Source organism: Janthinobacterium rivuli, assembly GCF_009208735.1.
Taxonomy (GTDB): Bacteria; Pseudomonadota; Gammaproteobacteria; order Burkholderiales; family Burkholderiaceae_D; genus Janthinobacterium.
The window spans coordinates 1-20595 of sequence record NZ_WFLJ01000020.1 but is presented as its reverse complement, the minus strand read 5'-3'; the positions used below and the strand labels follow the sequence as shown (position 1 = coordinate 20595).

Genomic DNA, 20595 nt, shown 5'->3' with positions numbered 1-20595 from the left:
CTCCTGGTGTTGCCCGGGTTGGCATGGTCTTGATGCCTGTCAACGGGCCGGCGGGCAGGCTCAGTACACTGGTTCAATACTCTTCAGTACATAGTTTTGTGATAGTAAGACCAAGGAGGCATGTCCTTGTTGACCGTTCTCATGGCGACCTACAATGGCGCCGGCACCTTGCCCCAGGTATTGCGCGCCTACATGGGGCTGCGTGCGCCCGTGGGCGGCTGGCGCCTGGTCATCGCCGACAATGGCAGCACGGACGCCACCGCCGAGGTGATTGCCGCCTTCCGCGGCCGCTTGCCCTTGAGTTCCGTCTATGTGGCGCGGCGCGGACGCAGTCCCGCCCTGAATGGCGCCGTCGAGCACGCCTTGCGCTACAGCGGCGACGGCGGCGAGCTGTTTGTCTTTGGCGACGATGACGCCATGCCGGCATCCGACTGGCTGTGCCGCTTGCAGGACAGCGCGCGCGACCACCCCGGTTACGCCCTGTTCGGCGGCGCCATCGTGCCTGCCTGGCGCGAGCCGCCGGCGGACTGGCTGCTGCGCCTGACCCCCGTCGGCTTGACGTGGGGTATCACCAGCGCCGACCTGCGCGACGCCCCCATCTATCCTGGCCTCGTCTGGGGCGCCAACATGGCGATACGCCGCCGCATCTTCGAGGCGGGTGCCCGCTACGACGAAAGCATCGGCCCGCAGGGCGCCAACTACGCCATGGGCAGCGAAACCCGGCTCAACCTGGAGATGCATACGGCCGGCAATCCTTCCTGGTTCTGTCCGCGGGCGAAGGTGGCCCACATCATCCGCGTCCCGCAGGTGCGGCGCGCCTGGATACTGCGCCGTGCCATGCTGTTTGGCCGTGGCCAATGCCGGCTGGCGACCTTTGCGCCGAGTGTGGAGCTGCTCGGCGTGCCGCGCTGGATGCTGGGAAGATACGTGCGCGATTCCCTCGGCGCCGTGCGGGCCTGGCTGCGGCGCGACGCAGCCGACCTGTTCCTGCGCCAGTGGGAGCGGGCCTGGCTGCGGGGCTTCTTTCATGAAGCGTGGCGGGGCCGGCGCAAACGGTTGCCGCGCATCGTCATCAGCAGTTATTCGGGCGAGTTGGGCGGCATGGAACTGCGCATGGCGCAAGAGGCCAGAATGCTGGGCGCGAGCGGCTATGACAGCGTGCTGGCGCTGCGGCGCTTTCCCGGTTTTACCGCCTGGGCGCAAGACTTGCGCGCAAGACAGCTGCAAGTGCGCGTGTATGAACCGCCATTGTTTCTCGAACACTGGGCCTGGCGCCGCTGGAATTGGCTGCGCGCCAGGATCACGGGCGCGTGGCGGCTGCGGCGGCTGCGGCCCGACCTGGTCCACGTGGCGTTTTGCTGGACCAGTTATGGCGCTTCCATCCTGTGGCTGGCGCGGCGATGCCGTTTGCCGGCCGTGATCAGCGTGCACAATGCCTTTCCCCTGGAACCGTTCAGCGACTGGCAGCGGCCCCGCTTGCAGGAAGCGTTTCGTAGCGTCAAGGGCGTGTATGCCGTGTCGGCCTCGTCCATGCGGCATTTCCTCGACCTGTATCGCGACATGCTGGCGCCGGAAACGCGGCTGGCCGTCATCCCCAACGGTGTCGATACGGACACGTTCATCGTCTCGCCGGAACGGAGAATACTGGCGCGCCAGCAGCTGGGACTGCCGCCGGACGCGCTCGTGCTGGGGAGCGTGGCGCGGCTCTCCGCGCAAAAACGTCCGCAAGCGCTGCTGTCCCTGTTCGCCCGCCTGGCGCCGCAATTTCCCAGCTTGTATTTAGTGCTGGTGGGCACGGGGCCGCTGGACGCCATGCTGCGGCTGCAGGTACAACAGATGGGCCTGCAGGAAAGAATCGTGTTTGCCGGCTTCCAGCAGCGCATCGAGTGGCTGATGCCGGCCTTCGACCTGCATGTGCTGCTGAGCAAGAATGAAGGCTTCGGCATCGCCACCATCGAAGCCATGGCCTGCGGCGTGCCGGCCGTGGGCACGGATGTGCCGGGCACCCACGATATCCTGTACGACAGCGAAGGGGGCTTGCTGCTGCCGCTCGATGACGAGCACGCCGCTTGCGCGGCCGTGGCGCAGCTCCTGGCGGATGCGCCACGGCGTGCCCGCATGGGACGGCTGGCGCGCGAGGAAACCGTGCAGCGCTATTCGATGCCGCGCCTGGAGCGTCAGTTGCGCCAGTTCTATGCCGGCCTCGTGTAGGCGCGGGCGGTCCGCATGAGCGCCACCCGCCATTCATTCTTCTTTTCCTTCGCCGAAAAATACACGGTGCTGCTGCTGGGCATCGTCGCCACCATGGTACTGTCGCGCCTGCTGACGCCGGCCGAAGTGGGCGTGTATTCCTTGGGCGCCGTGCTGGTGGCGCTGGCGCAAGTGGTGCGCGACTTTGGTGTGGGGCAATACCTGATCCAGGAAAAGCAGCTTGATGCCGTCAAATTGCGGGCCGCGCTGGCCACCAGCCTGCTCGTCGCCTGGCTGCTGGCGGGCCTGGTGCTGCTGGCCAGCGCGCCGCTGGCGCAATTCTATGGCGAGCCACGGCTGACCCTGGTGCTGCGCCTGCTGGCTATCAATTTCCTGTTGATCCCGTTCAGCGCGCTGACGTTGCCGATGCTGCGCCGGCAACTGCGCTTTCGCGCCATCTACGCCATCAACGCGGCCAATAGCGTGGTCAATCTGCTGGTGGCCGTGCTGCTGGCGCTGCAGGGCTACAGTTATATGAGCATGGTGTGGGCGGCGCTGGCCGGCTCCTGCGCCTCGCTGCTGGTCAGTCTGCTGGTGCGTCCTGCAGCACTGCCGTGGCTGCCGGGGCGGCGCGGCATGGGCGCCATCGGCCGCTTCGGCGCGTATGCGACCGGTGGCGGCCTGGTCGACGAGGCGGGCGTGGCGGCGCCGGACCTCATCATTGGCAAGCTGATCGGCATTGAAAGCCTGGCCCTGTTCGGCAAGGCACAAAGCGTGCTCAATATCTTCAACCAGGCCATCACCAGCGCCATTTCTCCCGTGGTGTTTCCCCTGTTCGCGGCCCGTGCGCGGGAGGAAGGGGTGCAGGGTGGGCAGGGCGGGGCGGAACTCGTGTATTTGCGCACGATCAGTTACATGACGGCGCTGGCCTGGCCGTTCTTTCTCTTCCTCGCCTGCATGGCTTTGCCCCTGGTCAAGGTGTTGTATGGCACGCAATGGCTGGACTGTGTGCCCTTGATCCGGATCATGTGCCTGTCCTCTGCCGTGTATAGCATGTTCAGCATGGCCCGCTACCTGTTCGTGGCGACGGGCCAGCTGCGTGCGCAGGTGCGGCTCGATACCTGGGCTGGCGGCATCAAAGTGGCGCTGCTGCTGGCCGCGGCGCCATTCGGGCTGGTGGCGGTGGCCTGGGCCGTGGTGCTCAGCAGCATGCTTCGCAGCTGGCTCAACTACGGATGCCTGCGGCGTTTGAGCGCACTGGACTGGCGCATCCTGGCGCGCACCTTGCGCAAGAGTCTGTTGCTCTGCGGCTGCTGCGGCGTTGTCCCCGTCGCTGCCTTGCTGTGGCTGCCAATTGACACACCGGCGCTGCTGGCGCTGGCGGGCACGGCACTGGCCACCTTGCTGTGCTGGCTGGCCGGTCTGTTCCTGTTGAAGCATGAGCTCGCCGGCGAATTTCTGTTATTGCAACGCAAGATTGCCGGCCGTTGGCTGGCAGTCAAATCACCGCACTGAGCCTTCGACATCGGCGCGGGCGCACGAAAGGATGACCATGCGTGTCGGTATCTTGTCCTACCCGATGCTGTTCCAGCGCGACGGCGGCTTGCAGATCCAGGTGCGCGAAACCATTGCCGCGCTGAACCGGCTGCCCCGGCAGGCGGCGCGCCCGCTGGAAGTGCAGCTGGTCGATGCCAACCATGAACGGCTGGCCGATTTTGACGTGCTGCACGTGTTTTCGGCGAGCAATGGCACTTACCGCATCATGGAAATGGCCAGCGAACAAGGCGTGCCCGTGGTGCTGTCGCCGCTGCTGTCGCCGGGCTGGGGCCGCGCCAGCGCCTGGCGCGCGCGGCTGGCCGACCGGCTGGCCGGGCGCCTGACGGAGTGGATGGTGCAAACGAGCTATGCGCAAACGCGGCGCGCCTTGCAGCTGGCCGACGTGGTCATTGCCTTGGGCGACGCCGAGCGCGACGCCATCGTGCAGGGCTTCGGCTTGCCGGCGCAGTCGATCCGCGTCTTGCCGAACGGGATCAATCCGCATTTCTTCTCGGCCAATGGCGACCTGTTCCTGCGCGAGACGGGTATCGCCGGGCCGTTCGTGCTGATGGTGGGCAGCATCTCGCCCTATAAAAACCAGCTGGGGCTGGCGCAGGCGCTGGCCGGCGTCGGCGTGCCGCTGGTGCTGATCGGCGCCGCGCCGCGCGAGCAGCAGCCGTATCTGCAGCAGTTGCTGGACTTGCCCCACGTTAGCTGGCTGGGCGCGCTCGATCATGCCGACCCGCTGCTGGCCAGCGCCTATCATGCGGCGGCCGTGGCGGCCTTGCCCAGTCAGGGTGAGGTGTTTCCCTTGAGCGTGCTCGAAGCGCTGGCGGCCGGCACGCCCGTCGTCATGACGGCGCAAAGCGCGCTCGACTTGCCCGATTCGGCGTTTGCGCTGCGCAAGGTGCGCTGGGACGATGGTCCCGCGCAGCGCCAGGCCATCGCGCAATTGCTGGCGCTGCCGCCCGAACGGGCGCGCGTGCAAGCCCTGGTGGAACACTTCACGTGGGAAAGGGTGGCGGCCCAGATCGCCGAATGTTACTGCCAGGCGCAATCGCTGCCGGCCAGGAGGCAGCATGCTGTTTAATTCCTTCGCCTTCCTGTTCGGCTATCTGCCCATCGTGCTGGCCGGCTATTTCCTGCTCGATCGCTGGGCACCCGCCGGTGGCGCGTCCGCCAGCTGGCGCCGCCTGGCCCCGGCCGCGTGGCTGGCGCTGGCCTCGCTGTTCTTCTATGCCTGGTGGGACGTGCGCTACCTGCCGTTGCTGCTGGCCTCGATCTGCGTCAACTACGGCGCCGGGCGCCTGATCGGCGCGCGCGCGGGCGCGGCCCGCAAGCGCGTGCTGGTGGCGGCGCTGGCCTTGAACCTGGGCTTGCTCGCGTATTACAAATATGCGAATTTCTTCATCGACAGCGTCAATGCCGTGGCCATCGCCGCCGGTGCCGACGCCGCCAGCCTGCCGTGGCACGGCCTCGACATCATCTTGCCGATCGGTATCTCGTTTTTCACCTTCACGCAGATCGCCTTCCTCGTCGATTGCTACCGGGGCGAGGTGCGCGAATACCGCTTCATCCATTACGTGCTGTTCGTCAGCTATTTTCCACACCTGATCGCCGGTCCCGTGCTGCACCACCGCGACATGATGCCGCAGTTCGCCGACCCGTCCAACGCCCATCCGCGCGCCGCCAATTTCGCCATCGGCCTGTCGATCTTCACCATCGGCCTGGCGAAAAAAGTGCTGATCGCCGACAACTTGTCGCCGCTGGCGATTCCCGTCTTCGCGGCCGGCGCCGAACCCACCCTGATCGAGGCCTGGATCGGCGTGCTGGCCTACACTTTCCAGCTGTACTTCGACTTTTCCGGCTATTCGGACATGGCCATCGGCCTGTCGCGCCTGTTTGGCGTGAAATTGCCGCTGAACTTCAATTCGCCATACAAGGCGACCAATATCGCCGACTTCTGGCGCCGCTGGCACATGACCTTGTCGCGTTTCCTGCGCGACTATTTATACATCCCGCTGGGCGGCAGCCGCCATGGCCAGGCCATGCGCTACCGTAACCTGATGCTGACCATGTTGCTGGGCGGCCTGTGGCATGGCGCCGGCTGGACCTTCGTCATCTGGGGCGGCTTGCACGGCCTGTACCTGGTGCTGCAGCAGGCGTGGCAGCGCGCATTCGGCACCGTCACGGCGCGCTGGTGGCCGGGCGTCCTGACTTTTCTTGCCGTCATGCTGGCCTGGATCTTCTTCCGCGCGCCCGACGTGGCCACGGCCTGGGATATCACGCGCGCGTTGGTGGGGGGAAATGGCGTGAGCTTGCCGCGCGGCCTGGCCAGTCACGCGGCCAGCCTGGCGCAGTGGGGCTTGCACCCGGCCTTCGGCGGCATCCGCTGGATCGAACTGGCGGGGCCGGGCTTGCCCGTGCTGCTGGCGGCGATGCTGCTGGCCTTCAAGGCGCCGAACACGCAAGAAATATTCTTTCTCTACGAGCCCGCCATTGAACGCATATTTCAACCGGCCGGATCTTGGGCCTTCAGCTGGCGCCCCACGCCCCGCTGGAGCGTGGGCTTGGCCGCGCTGTTCATCGCCTGCATCTTCGGCATGAACCGGGTCACCGAATTTCTCTACTTTCAGTTCTGAGCATGGACACCGCCGCGCGCCGCTACCTCATCTGCTTCCTCGCCTGCGTCTTGCTGGTGCTCGGCGCCGTCTCGTTGCTGAACTACCAGGTCGATCCTTACCTGCTGCACCAGTGGGACAGCCCCTTGGTGCGGCGCCCGCGCCAGCTCAATGAAAAGCTCGGCGCCTGGGCCAAGACCTACGCCGTGGCGCGCTACCGTCCCGCCATCATCTACATCGGCAATTCGCGCACGGAGCTGGGCTTGCCAACGGGCGTGCGCGCCATGTTCGGCGGCAAGAGCGTCTTCAACAGCGCCGTGTCCGGGGCCTCGATCGGCGACGCCATCCGCCTGGCCGAGCATGCGGCCAGGGTCAGCCGCGTCGAGACCATGGTGTGGGGCATCGACGCGCCCACGTTTTCCCTGAACATGGGGGCGGCGCGCGTGGAGGACAGCTTGACGGGCGCCGAGCACGGCTTTTTCGCCCGGCGCGCCCTGGTCAACCTGAAGCGCGGCCTGACCCTGGACATGACGGAGGACAGCGTGCGCATCCTCACCGGCCATGCCGGCGATGTCTGTCGCTCCAATCTGGCCTTGTATGGGCAGCGCGACGAGACGTGCACCCTCAAGGGCATGCGGCACTGGCTCGGCACCAAGGACGCCATTCCCGTGCGCCTGCAGGAATTCAGCGATGGCCAGGGGCCGACGCCGCCCTCGACACGCGCGCTCGACGCCAGCATCGGCAAGCTGTGCCGCAGCAGCGTGCGTTTGCGCCTGTACATCAACCCCACGCACGCGCTGACCTTGTACGCGCTGCACTGGCGCGGCAAGTGGGATGCCATGCAGGCGTGGCAGCGGGGACTGGTGCAAGTCGTCGCGCGCCACCGCCAGCGGGGCTGCGACGTGCGCCTGCATGATTTTTCCGGCTTCAACAGCATCACGATGGAGGCGACCCCGCTCGTCAGCGGCAAGCCCGACATGCATTATTACTGGGAAGTGTCGCATTACCGGGACAATGTGGGCCGCATGATCCTGGCGCGCCTGTTCGGCGGCGACACGCCGCCGCCGGCCGATTTCGGCGTGGAACTGACGCAGGCCAATGTCGACGCCCACCAGGCGGCCATGCGCGCCGCGCGCGACCGCTATCGCGTGGAACACGCGCGCGAGGCGGCCTATGCGCAGCGGGTGCTGGACGGGCCACTGATCCGGCGCTGAACGCCATTTCTCTCCTCATTTTGCTACTTCCCGCGCTGACCATGGATACCACCGCCCGTCGCTACCTCGCCATTTTCTTCGCCTGCGTGCTGGCCGCGCTGGCCTTCGTGTCCGCCGTCAATTACCGCGTCGACCCGTATCTGCTGCACCAGTGGGACAGCCCGCTGCTGCAGCGCCTGCGTCCCACGTATGAAAAGCTCAGCGCGTGGGGCAAGACGTATGCCGTGGCGCGCTACCGGCCCGCCGTCGTGTACATCGGCAATTCGCGCACGGAAATGGGCTTGCCGACGGGCGTGCGCGCCTTGTTCGATGGCAAGAGCGTCTTCAACAGCGCCGTGTCCGGCGCCTCCATCGGCGAGGCCATCCGCCTGGCCGAGCACGCGGCCAGGGTCAGCCATGTCGACACCATGGTGTGGGGCATCGACGCCCCCTCGTTTTCGCTGGAGCTGGGCTCGGCCGGGGTGGAGCCGGGCTTGACGGCCGCCGGCCCCGCGTTTTTCGCGCGGCGCGCCTTGCTCAACATCAAGCGCGGCCTGACGGTGGACATGACGCGCGACACCTGGCGCATCCTCAGCGGCAGCTATGACGGCGTGTGCCTGTCCAGCCTGGCGCTGAACGGCCAGCGCGACGCGTCCTGCCTCACCAGCCGCAACCGTACCTGGGCCGGCACGGCGCGCGCCTTCACGCCGCGCCTGCAGGAATTTGGCGATGGCCTGGGGCCGACGGCGCCCGCGCTGCGCGCTTTCGACGCCAGTGTCGGCAAGTTGTGCCAGGGCGGCACGCGCTTGCGCCTGTACATCAATCCCACGCACGCGCTCACGCTCGACGGGCTGTACTGGCGCGGCAAATGGGACGCCATGGAAACATGGCAGCGCGACCTGGCGCAGCTGGCCGGGCGCTACCGGCGCCAGGGCTGCGACGTGCGCCTGCTTGATTTTTCCGGCTTCAACAGCATCACCAGCGAGCCGATCCCGCAAGTGACGGGCGCGCGCGCGATGCGCTATTACTGGGAAGCGTCGCACTACCGCGACAACGTGGGCCGCTTCATCCTGGCGCGCCTGTTCGGCGGCGGCACGGCCGTGCCGGATGATTTTGGCATCGAGCTGACGCCTGCCACGGTTGATGCCCATCAGGCGGCCATGCGCGCCGCGCGCGAGCGCTACCACGCGCAGCACGCCGAGGAAACGGCCTACCTGCGCCACGTGCTGACCTTGCCCCGCGAACCCAAATAGGCCGCTGGCGGTGCCAGGCGTACGCCGCGGGGCGGGGCGCTTGCGCTATGATGCTGTTTTGCCATCCAGCAAGTTCCAGGACGCCCCATGAAAATCGCCTTCTTCGCCAGCCAGCCCTACGACCGCCGTTTCTTCGATGAAGCCTTGCCGTCCCAGCCCGACGCCGCCAACATCGAGCTGGTGTATCACAGTGCCTCGCTGAGCCAGGAAACCGTGGTGCTGGCGCAAGGCGTGCAAGCCGTCTGCGTCTTCGTCAATGACGTGCTCGACGCGCCAGTGCTGGAAGCGCTGCACGGCTACGGCGTGCGCGCCATCCTGCTGCGTTGCGCCGGCTACAACAACCTCGACCTCGAAGCGGCGAAACGCCTGGGCTTTTTTGTCGCCCGCGTGCCTGCCTACTCCCCGGAAGCCGTGGCCGAATACACCTTGGCACTCGTGCAAACCCTGAACCGCAACACGCACCGCGCCTACGCCCGCGTGCGCGAAGGCAATTTCTCGCTGGACGGCTTGTTGGGCGCGACCCTGCACGGCAAGACGGTGGGCATCGTCGGCACCGGCAAGATCGGCCTGGCCACGGCGCGCATCTTCAAGGGCTTCGGTTGCGCGGTGCTGGGCCACGACCCGTATCCGGCGCCCGCGTTCGCCGAGCTGGGCACGATGGTGGAGCTGCCGCGGCTGCTGGCCGAGTCCGACATCGTCTCGCTGCATTGCCCGCTGATGGAGAGCACGCGCCACATGATCAGCGAAGCAACATTACCGCTGATGAAGAAGGGCGCCATGCTGGTGAACACCTCGCGCGGCGGCCTGATCGACACGGGCGCCGTCATCGAAGCGCTCAAATCGCGCCAGCTCGGTTCGCTCGCCATCGACGTGTACGAGCAGGAAAGCAATCTGTTCTTCCAGGACCGCTCGTCCGACATCATCGACGACGACATCTTCCAGCGATTGATGACCTTCCCTAACGTGCTGGTGACGGGCCACCAGGGCTTCTTCACCATCGAAGCGCTGCGCGAGATCGCCGCCATCACGTATTACAACCTGCAATGCTTCCGTGAAGGCAAGGCGTGCGAGAACAGCGTACTAGCCAGCTGAAGTCTGTTTTTTAGGCTTGGGCGGCGGCTTGGGTTTTGGCGGCGGCAAGGCGTCCGCCGTGCGCCGCGCCAGCTGGCTCAACCAGTCGCGCTCGTCCCACAGCCCGCCATCGATCAAAAAGTATGGCTTGGCTTGCGGATAGGGCGGCGCTTCCTGCAACGCGCCTTGCGCGCCGATCCAGGCGCGGCCCGCATCCGTCGGCTTGATGAACAGCTGGTCGTCGGCGACGATGGCGAACATCTTGCCGTCGTAATACAGGCCATACTCGCCAAACATTTTTTTCGCGCTGATGCCGCCCGCGCCCGCCATCTGGTCGAGCAAAAAATCCACCGTGCCTTGCTGTGATGCCATGTCGTCCTCCGTATGAAGGAATAGTGTAGCGCACTGGCCAGGACAGGGCGGCGCGGCTACACTATCGCCATTATTTATTTTGCATTAGCTATTTTGCCATGACACCCGAGCATCTTATTCACCGCGGCATCCGCATCGCCACCCTCGCATCGTCACAGGACGTGGTAGCCCACTGCGCACCGGGCCAGACGGCCATCCGTGCGCAGGGCGACGGCTGGTGGCTGTATTTTGTCGACGAGGACGGTACCGTTGACGGCTACGACAGCCCGTTCGCCAGCCACGCCGAAGCGCTGTGGGCGGCCAAGGCCGCAGCCGAGTTCAGCGCGCAATGAAGGCCGGTCCCTGGGCTTTCCTGGGCTTGCCGCAAGCGCCCGTGCCGGAAGCGGAAAGCGCGGACTACGGCGCCTGCCGCGCCGCCCTGCACGGCAAGCGGCTGGTCTTGCGCGTGGCGAAAACCACGCCGACCAAGATCGGCCAGTTCGTCACCGTCTGGAAGCGCCCCCATCCGGACGCCGACATCGCCCCGCTGGACGAAGCGGATCCCGTCGATGCCGTCATCATCGCCGTGGCCGACGGCGACGGCGCGCGGCACGGCTTTTTCATCTTCCCGCGCAGCGCGCTGATCGAGCGCGGCGTGATGTCGCGCGCCGGCCAAGGCGGCAAGCGCGCGCTGCGCGTGTATCCGCCATGGTGCGCGCCGGAATCGAGCCAGGCGCTGCGCACGCAGCGCTGGCAGGCGCAGTGGTTTGTGGGCCAAGAGGATCTATCGGGGATTGTTCGCTTGTTGCTAGCTTGAAAATGGCGGAGCTGATCCCGTCCCATCGTCGGCAGATGGGGTGGTTTATGGCGGCGGGTGATCCGCTGCGGCTGGGTGGTTGCTGGATGGCACCGCTTGACATGCCCTTGGAGGCCTGATGTCCCGGTCATGCTCATGACCGGCGGATGTGCTGATGCGCGGGTGGCTTAATGCAAGCATTTCAATGGGAGGGGCCATGCCAGGCGAGCCAAGCGAGTTTTGTAAAAGATGTGTATAACGTAATGAACTTGCCAAGGAAAAGATGTTGAAGAATTCGTGACTATTTTCAACGTCGTGCCTATTTTGGATTCTGGAAATCAATGCCTCCAGGAGGGTCTATGATGAAAAAACAGGTTCTTATCGTCATTCTTCTCCTTTCTATCGCGGGAGGGCTTGGCCTTATCTGGTCTGCATACCATTCATGGCAGGATAATAATAGTTACGTTGAGAAAATGACGCCCTATGTTAAAAGATCATCTATACGGCTAGAGAATGCAATTGGAAATTTTGGCTATGAAAAAGATTTAAATGAGATTTTTTCGTCTGCAGTTGCCGATATGTCTGAATGGAAGAATGATGTTTTGGCGATGCAGATTGCAACGGCAGCCGCACATAAAAACAAGACCATTACGCTGGTGCGCTACCTGGATACCGATTTGGATCTTCGGCGTGCTATGGCGGCGTTGGAGGTTATTGAACTTGATGGTAATAAAAAATTAAGTGAAGCCATTGCAATCACTTCACACGCCTTCGGGAGTGCAAGAAATAATTCAGATATTTCAGTAGCATTGACGAAACTTAATCAATCGATCCACCTTCAGGATGAGCAGAGGAAAAGGCTGAATGTGGCAAAAGTGAGATTTTCTGGGGCAGTCAAAGAGTTCTTTTCCGCCAGAAATGCCGCACTCCTTATTGTTTCATTGGATGTAATTGTCGATGAGGAATTGGTTATTAATTTCAATAAAAAAATAATGGATGTTGAGGCAGTGCCATAGCACAATCTTATCCGAAGTGAGATTCTGCCGCTAATCGTATTTCTTTACAGTTGCTTGATATCGAGGAGGGCAGGAATGAAGAATGGTTTATCCCGCGTTGGAGCCATTGAGAGCGCTGGTAGGCAACTTCAGGCTCAGTATGGTACCGAACCCATACCTCACAAGCAGATTGTGGATGCGGCATCGCGACTGGGCGGCTTTGCCAGATCGAGCATCATTCCTTCCGATTTTTGCTATAACTGCTTGAATAGAGACCCGGTCTCGGCAAGTATGGCGAATGCAATGTTTGTGAGAGTTGGACTTGGAATGTACGAATTCCTGGGAAGTGGCTATGCGTATTCCGGCGAGGTGACCTGGACGCCAAAAGGTTCGCATCAGCGTCCTGTTGGGATGTGGATTAACGGCAATTACAAAGCCTATGCCAGCAATCCTTGATGCTCTAACTGCGTCTGAATACAAGTCGCCAATTTGCTGACGCGCGGCGAGAGGATAAAATCAGCAGATTGGCCGCGATCTTATCGTTAGCACGCCTGATCCGGCCTGTTCGAAATAGATTGCCAACGCAACTAGTGCTAGGGTCAGGTTCGCCTTTCAGACACGATCTCATCCTTCGCTGCCGATATCTGCCGCGACACTCCGGTAACAGATGGCGCGATGGGCTGGTATTAACGCCCAGATCGTGTCGGCATAGAAGAGCTGCATCTTTCTGACTCTGCCCAGCATCGTTTCGGCCGGCTTGCCGCGCCGGATAAAGTCATCGACAATATGGCATGCAATTCAAGATGTCGCCTAAAAAAATTCTACTGTGCCTGCTCATCCACAGCCCTGCCTGCTATGTCGCCGCATGCTGCGTATTCTCCAACAGCCGCAAGGAGGCGTTCTATCAAATCCAGACTGGAGATACGCGGCAGGCGGTGCGTGCCCGCTTCGGTACGCCGACCCATGTGGAGCGTGAAGAAGTCTCCTTCAAACACTATTCCACCACGCCGTGTGTGGCGCCCTGCATCGAGCGGCTGTGGTTCGAGAACCGCTTGAACACGGAGCTGGAGGTGTGCTCCGTAGAACTGGACCGGCATGACCGCGTAGTGGAGAAGAACTATCCGATGTCGTTGTAGGCCGCCTTGCTAGGTCACCTCGCTCACCACATACCGGTATTTGCCCGACGCCTCCGCCGCGATCTCGTCGACTTCCTCGATGATGACATCCACTTGCGCTCCCAGCCTGGCCTGGAAGCCGGCGACGATGGTGTTGCGCGTGGTGGCATCGAGGCGCGGCTGGCAGACCAGCAGCACGCGCGTGCGCAGCAGGGTTTCCTGGATGATTTTGAAACTGCGCACCTGCGGCAGTTCGCGCACGATGTAGACGAGGGCCAGGCCGTGCATGACGGTGCCGTCCATGGCGGTGAGGAAATCCGTGCTGCGCCCCTCGATTTTCTGCAGCAGGGGCAGGCCGCGGCCGCAGGCGCACGGCTGCGTGCCCAGCGCGCCCACGTCGCCCGTGGCGTAGCGGATGAAGGGGTAGTCTTGCGTGGCCAGGTGGGTGACGACGATTTCGCCCGTGACTCCTGGCGGCAGCGGCCGGCCCTGGCCATCAAGGATTTCCACGATGATGTCTTCAGCCGTGACGTGCATGCCGCCGTCCGGGCATTCGTGGGCGATGAAGCCCGCGTCGCGCCCGCCGTAGCCGTTGGCGACGGGGCAGCCGAAGGCGGCGGCGATCTGCGCGCGCTGCTCGTCGTACAGGCGCTCGGCCGTGACGAACGCCACTTTCACGCCCAGGCCGTCGAGCGGCAGGTCGCGCGCGCTGGCATGGCTGGCGATGCGGCACAAGGCGGACGGGTAGCCGAACAGCATGCGCGGACGCCAGCGGCGCAATTGCGCCACGTAGCCGTCCAGGCGCGCGGGCGACATGGCGAACGCGGGCAGCAAGGTGGTGCGCAGCAGCGCGTCGCGCAGGCGGCGCAGGCGGTCCTGTGCATGCAGTTCGATGGGCGAACCCCACAGCACGCCTTCGCGGTCGCCGATGTCGACGCCCCACCAGCGCGTGGCGCGCCACTTGGCGGCGATGTCGTGGCTGACGCGCCGGCGGCCCAGGAAAAATTGCAGCGGCTCGCCGCTGGAGCCGCCCGTGGCGAACGGCCGCAATCCCACGGCGCGGGCGGATTTGAAGCTGTCGCGCGCGGCGGCGATATCGCTTTTGCGCAGCAGCGGCAGGCGTGACAGGTCGGCCAGCTGCCGCACTTGTTCCGGGTCGAAGCCGCAGCGGGCGAACAGCGCGCGGTAGTAGGGTACGTGCTGGCCCGCATGGCGCAGCAGCGCCCGCAGGCGCGCTAGTTGCCACTGTTCCAGCTGCTGCGCGCTCCACCACTGCGAGCGTTCGAGCCGGCGCAGCAGGCGCGCGCTGTGGTGGCCCTTGAGCCATTCGTGCAGGGGAAACAGCCAGCGGGCCACGCAGCGCGTGTAGAAGCCGGGCCGCGGCGCGGCGCGGATGCGGCGGTAATGCGCGGCCAGCCTGGGCGCGATGCCGGCCCAGCCGAAGGTGGCGGCGTGCGCCAGGCCCGCGGCCACCAGCGCCTGCGCGCGCGGCGGGTCGCGCAGCAGCGCCTCGATGGCCTGCGCCATGGCGGCCGGATCGCCGGGCGGCACCAGCAAGGCCGTCACGCCATCCTGCAGCAGGGTGGGGATGCCGCCCACGTTGGTGCTGACGACAGGCACACCGCAGGCGAGCGCCTCGAGCACGGAAATGGGCATGTTGTCGGCCAGGCTGGGATTGAGGACGATGTCGCTGGCCTGGTACAGGGCCGGCATCGCGGTATTGTCGATTTGCCCGGCGAAGCGCACGGCATCGTGCACGCCCAGCGCGCGCGCCAGTTTTTCCAGCGCCTCGCGTTGCGGCCCGCCACCCGCCAGCACCAGGCTGGCCGTGGGATACGTCTTGCGCACGAGGGCGAAGGCGCGCACGGCGCTGGCATTGTCGTACAGGCTTTCCAGGTGGCGCGCGACGAGGATGCGGGGGCCGCCGCCAGGCGTCGGGGGCGGCGCGGCCGGCGCAAAGCGGGCCAGGTCAATCACGTTGGGCACGATGTGCGCCATATGGCCGTGCTGTTCGAAGATGCGTGCCAGGAAGGCCGAAGGCACGACGATGGCGTTGGCGCGGCGCAGGCTGAACGCGACGAGGCGCGGCGAGCGGTCCAGGAAGGCGGCGGCGTCGCCGCCATGGTAACTGAGCAGGGCAGGTTTTCCCTTCAGACTGGCGATCCACAGCGCTGGCGCGGCCAGCAAATGCCAGGACCAGCCGGAATTGGCCATGATGTGGAACAGGTCGACCGTATTGGCCGTGCGCCCCAGCCGCCACAGGAAGACGGGCAGGCGCAGCGCCGCACGTAGATAGCGGATGCCCGCCAGCCAGGACGGCAGCATGGGGCCGTTGACCGGCAGTAGCTGCACCTGCGCGCCCTCGGCGCGCAGCAGCTTGACCAGCTGGAGCGTCTGATTGGCCATGCCGCCGGCCGGCGGCGGGACGGGGCCCACCAGGGCGATGCGCAGGCCGGCCAGCTTCATGGCCGCACTCCCGAGGCCATTGGCGCCGTTGCCGCCGGCGCGGCCAGGCGCGCATACACGTCGGCATAGCGGCCCACGCTGGAGGCCCAGCTGCGCTCCGTGCCCACGAAGGCGCGCGCCTGGCGCCTTAGCGGCGCCCAGCTGTCGGGCGCCAGCAGCAGGTTCAATACCGTCCGCGCCAGCGCCTCGGCGTCGCCGGCGCGAAACAGCAGGCCCGTCTTGCCATGCTCGATCAGCTCGCGGTGGCCGCCCACATCGGACGCTACCACGAGGCGGCTCTGGACCATCGCCTCGAGCGGTTTCAAGGGAGTCACGAGTTCCGTCAGGCGCATGGGCAGGCGCGGATACACGCAGATGTCGAGCAGCTGATAGTACGCGGCCACCTGCGCGTGCGGCACGCGGCCGGCGAAGACGACGGCGTGCGCTATGTCCAGCTGCGCCGCCAGCGCCTGCAGCGCCGCCTCCTGCGGACCGCCGCCGGCCAGCAGCAGGCGCAGCGCCGGCTGCGCGGCCAGCATGCGCGGCATGGCGCGCAGCAGCAGGGCCAGGCCTTCGTAGGCGTAGAACGAGCCGATGAAGCCGATGACTGGATGGCCATCGAGTCCCAGCGTGTGCGCCAGTGCAGGATCATGCGCGGCATGGAAAGCGCCGGCATCGACGGCGTTTGGAATGACGGTGATTTTGTCGGCCGGCACGCCGCGCGCGCGCAGCTCGCGCCGCAAGCCCTCGCAGATGGTGGTGACGGCGTCGGCGCGGCGCAGCGCATGGTTTTCCAGCGCGCGCGTGAGCCGGTAGCGCAGGCCGCCGGGCCGGCTGCTGCCATGGTCGGCGGCCGCGTCTTCCCAGAAAGCGCGCACTTCATACACGACGGGAATGCCCAGCGCGCGCCCAGCGTTCAGGGCGGCGATGGCGTTCAGGGCGGGCGAGTGCGCATGCAGCACGTCGGGCCTGACCTGGCGCGCCAGCTGGCGCAGGCGCACGGCCAGGCCGACGATGACGGCCACTTGCCGCAGCACGGGCAGGCGCGCCCACCAACGCGCATCGGGCGCCGTGCGGTAGAAATGCCAGCCATCGACCAGCTGCTGCGGGCCAGCGGACGGCCCCTGCTTGGCACTGGTGAGCTGCACGGTGTGCCAGCCCAGCGCGCGCTGCTGCCGCAGGATGGCCAGGGTGCGAAAGGTGTAGCCGCTGTGGAGCGGCAGCGAGTGGTCGAGGATGTGCAGGATGCGCATGGATTCACTCCAGCGCCATGGCAGGTGCGGGCGCCAGCGTCTTGCGGCCGTCGACTGGCAGCACCTGGCGCAGGAAGGACTCGAACATCAGCAGCGCCCACAGTGGCGCGCTGTAGTCGCGCCGGCCGCTCGCATGCAAGTCGAGCAGCTGGCGCACGTAGTCCATGTCGAACAGGCCGCACTGCGCCAGCATGGGGCCCAGCAGCCGCTGCTGCAGGCGCTGGCGCAGCGGCCCGCGCAGCCAGCCGGCCAGCGGCACTGCAAAACCCATCTTCTGGCGGTACAGCACGTCGTCGGGCAAGAGCGGGCGCAGCGCCTTCTTCAGCAGGTATTTACCTTCGCCGCGGCGCAGTTTCAACTGCGGCGGCAGGCCCGACATCCACGCCACCAGTTCATGGTCCAGCAGGGGCGAACGCACTTCCAGCGCATGCGCCATGCTGGCCCGGTCGACTTTGGTGAGGATGTCGCCGGGCAGATAGGTCTTCAGGTCCAGGTATTGCACCTGCGACAGGGGATTTTGCGCGGGACTGGCCAGCGCGTGGCGGCGCAGCACCTCCACGGCCCGGTAGCCGTGCAGGCTGCGGCGCAGCTCGGGGCTGAACAGGCGTGCGCGCATGGCGTCGCCCAGCAGGCAGACGCCGTGGAAATACGCGTCCGTCGTGTCGCGCGCCAGGCCTTCGAAGGTGGTCTTGGCGCGCAGGAAGCGCGGCGCCCAGTCGGCTTTCGGATACCAGCGGCCAAGGGTGCCAAACAGGGATTGGCGCAGGCCGCCCGACAGCAAGGGGTCCATCGCCATGCGTATTCTCTCCTCGCGCATGTGCAGGCGGTAGCGCCGGTAGCCGGCCATGCTTTCATCGCCGCCGTCGCCCGACAGCGCCACCGTCACGCGCTGGCGCGCCAGCTGGCAGACGCGGTAAGTCGGCATGGCGGAACTGTCGGCGAACGGTTCGTCGTACAGCTTGGCCAGCAGGTCGATCAGTTCGAAGTCGTCCTGCTCCACCTGCCGCGCAACGTGCGCCGTGCCGTAGCGGCGCGCCACCAGGTCGGCGTAGCGCGCTTCGTTGTAGGCCGGGTCGCCGAACGAGATGGAGCAGGTGTTGACGGGCGTGCTGCTGGCACCGGCCATCAGCGCCACGACGGCGCTCGAATCGACGCCGCCCGACAAAAACGCCCCCAGCGGCACGTCGGCCACCATGCGGATGCGCACGGCTTCACGCAGGCGCGCCAGCAGTTCGTCGGCCGCCTGCGCTTCGCTGGCGGGCGGATTCGGCGTGAACGGGATGTCCCAGTACGCTTGCGGCGCGGGCAGCGGCTGGCCGGCGCGGATGCAGAGCGTATGCCCGGGCGGGAGCTTGCGCGCCTGCTGGAAGATGCTGCGCGGCTCGGGCACGTAGCCGTACGCGAAATACTCTTCCACCGCCAGCGGGTCGAGCACGCGCGGCATGGCGGGATGGGCGAGCAAGGCTTTCAGTTCGGAGCCGAACAGCAGCGTGCCGTCCTGCGCCTCGCCGTAGTACAGCGGTTTGACGCCGAGGCGGTCGCGCGCCAGGAACAGCAGATGGCGCCGGCGGTCCCACAGGGCGAAGGCGAACATGCCGCGCAGGCGCCGCACGCTTTGCTCGCCCCATTGTGCCCACGCGTGGACGATGACTTCCGTGTCGCTGCTGGTGCGAAAGACATGGCCGAACTGGCGCAGTTCGGCCATCAGGCTGCGATAGTTGTAGATTTCGCCATTGAAGACGATGGCGATGCTGCGGTCGGCGTTGAACAGCGGCTGCTGGCCGCTGGCCAGGTCGATCACGGACAGGCGCCGGTGCGCCAGGCCCAGTCCCGGCTCGCGGTGCAGACCTCCTTCGTCCGGCCCACGGTGGCGCAGGCTGTGGTTCATGCGCGCCAGCAGCAGCACGTCGATGTCGCGCTGGCCCTGCAAGTCAAAAATGCCGCTGATGCCGCACATGGGAGGCCTTTCAGGGAGGGGTGGACAGGGGAGAAGGCTGGCGCGCGCCCGTCAGGCGGTCGTACACGGCCAGGTAGGCGCCGGCCATGGCGGGCAGGCTGTGCTCGGCCAGCACCTGGCGCCGCCCGCGCGCGCCGTGACGGGGGCCCAGTTCGGGCATGCTGTAGTAGTCGAGCATGGCATCGGCCAGCATCTCGGGCGAACCGGGCGGCACCAGGGTGCCGCTCCAGCCCGACTGCACCAGTTCCGCGTTGCCGCCCACCTGCGTGGCGACGATGGGCAGCCCCGTCGCCATCGCTTCGAGGATGGTGTTCGAGCTGCCTTCGGCCAGTGACGGCAGCACGAACAGGTCCATGGCGCGCAGCAGCTGCGCCACATCGTCGCGCGCGCCGGGCAGCCAGGCAAGGTGCGCCGCGCCGGCCTGCCGCAGCAGATCCAGGCAGGTCTGGCGGCACGGCCCGTCGCCCACGATGAGCAGGCGCAGGCGCGCGCGGGCGCCCGGCTGCGCCAGCAACAGCAGGAACGCCTGCACCAGCGAGACATGGTCCTTGACGGCCGTCATGCGGCCCACGCTGCCGATGACGAAGGCGCCATTGCACAGGAATCCGGGCGGGCCCACGGCGGCCGGCGGCCCCAGGCGCGGATGGAATTGCACGCTGTCGACGCCATTGCCGATGTGCGACACCTGCGCGGGCGCCGCGCCGATGGCATCGACCAGCCACAGTCCCAGGTCGGCGCTGACGGCGATGAAGTGCTGCACCAGCGGCAGCATGCATTTGCGCAGCAGCCGGTATTTGCGGCGGGTGCCGTGCAAGTCGCTCATCTCGCGTCCGTGCTTGCCATGCACGCGCAGGCGCACGCCGGCCAGGCAGGCCAGCAGTTGCGCTTCGAGGCAACCCAGGTTGCGCGTGTGCACGAGCACCGGGCGCAGCTGTTTCAGGACGCGGTACAGGTGCAGGTAGTGGCGCCAGTCCTTGCCTTCGCGCTTGCCCAGGCTGATGATGTCGACGCCTGGGGTGGTCAGGCGCTGGCGAAATGCCGTGGCATTTTTCAGGCAGACGATGGTGTGCCGGTAGCGCTCCGGCGGCAAATGGTTGATCAGGTTGACCAGGCCGTTTTCCAGCCCGCCCACGTCGAGCTGGTGGATCACGTGCACGATCAGCGGGGCGCTGCTGACCGCATGCGCGCCACCGGTGTCGAGGTCAGGGACCATGCGGCAGCTCCTGCAAGCGTTGTTCGATGACGGGCAGCGCCGCCTGCAAGAACGCCTGCAGCTGCGCGTATGGCGGCGGCGCCAGCTCGTCATAGGCGGCAAAGACGATGAGGTCGGCGCCGTCCTGGCGCCTGCCAAGCAGCTTGGCTTGCGCCAGCAGCAGTTTGACCAGCGCGGGCCTGGCCGTGACGATGCCGCCCTGGCGGTAGAGGCGCCACACCAGCAGGCGTTCGCCGCCGTAGGACAGCACGCTTTCGCGCACGCCCAGGGCGCCGCCGGCCAGGTCGACCTGCCGCATGCGTTGCGCCAAGGGGATCCAGCGCGCGCCGTAGGGCGACGTCTGATGCGTCAGCAGCTCGGCATCGCGCGCCTGGCGCGCATACCAGTGCAATTGCAGCCCCACCGGCGCGCCAGCGCCGTCCTGGCGCGCATAGCTGGCGGCAAACAGCGCGGGCGCGCCCGCATACGGCGCCTGCCAGATCGGCCTCCCCGGCGCCGCGTCGTGCAGGCGCCGCCAGGCGGGCGGATCGGGCAAGGCCAGCACGATGGCGGGCGGCTTGGCGCCGTCGTCGCGGTCGCTGGCCAGGGCCAATGCCGGCCACAGCG

General features: G+C 66.1%; 18 protein-coding genes. 12 read left to right on the top strand and 6 right to left on the bottom strand.

From position 1 onward, the window contains the following. The first annotated feature begins 126 nt into the window (after positions 1-126). From GCN78_RS23540 to GCN78_RS23510, 7 genes are all read left to right on the top strand, one after another. Entirely contained in the window at positions 127-2211 is a 2085-nt protein-coding gene (locus tag GCN78_RS23540; protein WP_226939793.1) for a glycosyltransferase, read from the top strand. A gap of 15 nt (positions 2212-2226) precedes the next feature. After that, a complete protein-coding gene (locus tag GCN78_RS23535) occupies positions 2227-3705 on the top strand; it encodes a lipopolysaccharide biosynthesis protein (RefSeq protein WP_152253871.1) in 1479 nt (492 codons plus the stop codon). 37 nt (positions 3706-3742) lie between these two features. Further along, on the top strand, positions 3743-4816 hold the full coding sequence (locus GCN78_RS23530) for a glycosyltransferase family 4 protein (protein ID WP_226939792.1): 1074 nt from the start codon (positions 3743-3745) through the stop codon (positions 4814-4816). After that, positions 4806-6368, top strand: a complete 1563-nt coding sequence (locus GCN78_RS23525) for an MBOAT family O-acyltransferase (RefSeq protein WP_152253869.1) — start codon at positions 4806-4808, stop codon at positions 6366-6368. The genes GCN78_RS23530 and GCN78_RS23525 overlap by 11 nt, the downstream gene beginning before the upstream one ends. Before the next feature lie 2 nt (positions 6369-6370). Beyond that, the gene (locus GCN78_RS23520) at positions 6371-7561 is read left to right on the top strand and encodes a hypothetical protein (RefSeq protein ID WP_152253868.1); all 1191 of its coding nucleotides are present in this window, start codon (positions 6371-6373) and stop codon (positions 7559-7561) included. A gap of 41 nt (positions 7562-7602) precedes the next feature. Then, the gene (locus GCN78_RS23515; RefSeq protein WP_152253867.1) at positions 7603-8793 is read left to right on the top strand and encodes a hypothetical protein; all 1191 of its coding nucleotides are present in this window, start codon (positions 7603-7605) and stop codon (positions 8791-8793) included. Between the two features lie 87 nt (positions 8794-8880). After that, positions 8881-9885 carry a 2-hydroxyacid dehydrogenase gene (locus GCN78_RS23510; protein WP_152253866.1) on the top strand — a complete coding sequence of 335 codons (1005 nt, stop codon included), beginning with the start codon at positions 8881-8883 and terminating at the stop codon, positions 9883-9885. On the opposite strand, the gene GCN78_RS23505 is transcribed toward GCN78_RS23510, so the two are convergent. Continuing rightward, positions 9874-10236, bottom strand: a complete 363-nt coding sequence (locus tag GCN78_RS23505) for a TfoX/Sxy family protein (RefSeq protein WP_152253865.1) — start codon at positions 10234-10236, stop codon at positions 9874-9876. The genes GCN78_RS23510 and GCN78_RS23505 overlap by 12 nt on opposite strands. A 98-nt stretch (positions 10237-10334) precedes the next feature. Here GCN78_RS23505 and GCN78_RS23500 point away from each other — a divergent pair, with 98 nt between their 5' ends. The 5 genes from GCN78_RS23500 (at position 10335) to GCN78_RS23480 (ending at position 13142) form a co-directional block, all read left to right on the top strand. Continuing rightward, positions 10335-10568: a hypothetical protein gene (locus GCN78_RS23500; protein ID WP_152253864.1), complete on the top strand. Its 234-nt coding sequence runs from the start codon at positions 10335-10337 to the stop codon at positions 10566-10568. Then, a complete protein-coding gene (locus GCN78_RS23495; RefSeq protein WP_152253863.1) occupies positions 10565-11032 on the top strand; it encodes a MepB family protein in 468 nt (155 codons plus the stop codon). The genes GCN78_RS23500 and GCN78_RS23495 overlap by 4 nt, the downstream gene beginning before the upstream one ends. A gap of 338 nt (positions 11033-11370) precedes the next feature. Further along, positions 11371-12027 (top strand): hypothetical protein, encoded by a 657-nt coding sequence (locus GCN78_RS23490; protein ID WP_152253862.1) that lies wholly within the window; start codon positions 11371-11373, stop codon positions 12025-12027. Positions 12028-12102: 75 nt separating this feature from the next. Next, positions 12103-12462 (top strand): DUF7225 domain-containing protein, encoded by a 360-nt coding sequence (locus GCN78_RS23485; RefSeq protein WP_152253861.1) that lies wholly within the window; start codon positions 12103-12105, stop codon positions 12460-12462. A 335-nt stretch (positions 12463-12797) separates the two neighbouring features. Then, a complete protein-coding gene (locus tag GCN78_RS23480) occupies positions 12798-13142 on the top strand; it encodes a hypothetical protein (protein WP_152253860.1) in 345 nt (114 codons plus the stop codon). Positions 13143-13151: 9 nt separating this feature from the next. On the opposite strand, the gene GCN78_RS23475 is transcribed toward GCN78_RS23480, so the two are convergent. The 5 genes from GCN78_RS23475 to GCN78_RS23455 form a co-directional block, all read right to left on the bottom strand. After that, positions 13152-15587 carry a glycosyltransferase gene (locus tag GCN78_RS23475; RefSeq protein WP_152253859.1) on the bottom strand — a complete coding sequence of 812 codons (2436 nt, stop codon included), beginning with the start codon at positions 15585-15587 and terminating at the stop codon, positions 13152-13154. Continuing rightward, positions 15584-16819, bottom strand: a complete 1236-nt coding sequence (locus tag GCN78_RS23470; protein WP_152253858.1) for a TIGR04063 family PEP-CTERM/XrtA system glycosyltransferase — start codon at positions 16817-16819, stop codon at positions 15584-15586. The genes GCN78_RS23475 and GCN78_RS23470 overlap by 4 nt, the downstream gene beginning before the upstream one ends. 4 nt (positions 16820-16823) lie before the next feature. After that, positions 16824-18776 carry an XrtA/PEP-CTERM system amidotransferase gene (locus tag GCN78_RS23465; protein ID WP_152253857.1) on the bottom strand — a complete coding sequence of 651 codons (1953 nt, stop codon included), beginning with the start codon at positions 18774-18776 and terminating at the stop codon, positions 16824-16826. Positions 18777-18786: 10 nt separating this feature from the next. Then, on the bottom strand, positions 18787-19989 hold the full coding sequence (locus tag GCN78_RS23460; protein ID WP_152253856.1) for a TIGR03088 family PEP-CTERM/XrtA system glycosyltransferase: 1203 nt from the start codon (positions 19987-19989) through the stop codon (positions 18787-18789). Further along, positions 19979-20595: exosortase C-terminal domain/associated protein EpsI (locus GCN78_RS23455; RefSeq protein ID WP_152253855.1), on the bottom strand; the 617-nt coding region annotated here is incomplete at its 5' end. The genes GCN78_RS23460 and GCN78_RS23455, both read right to left, overlap by 11 nt.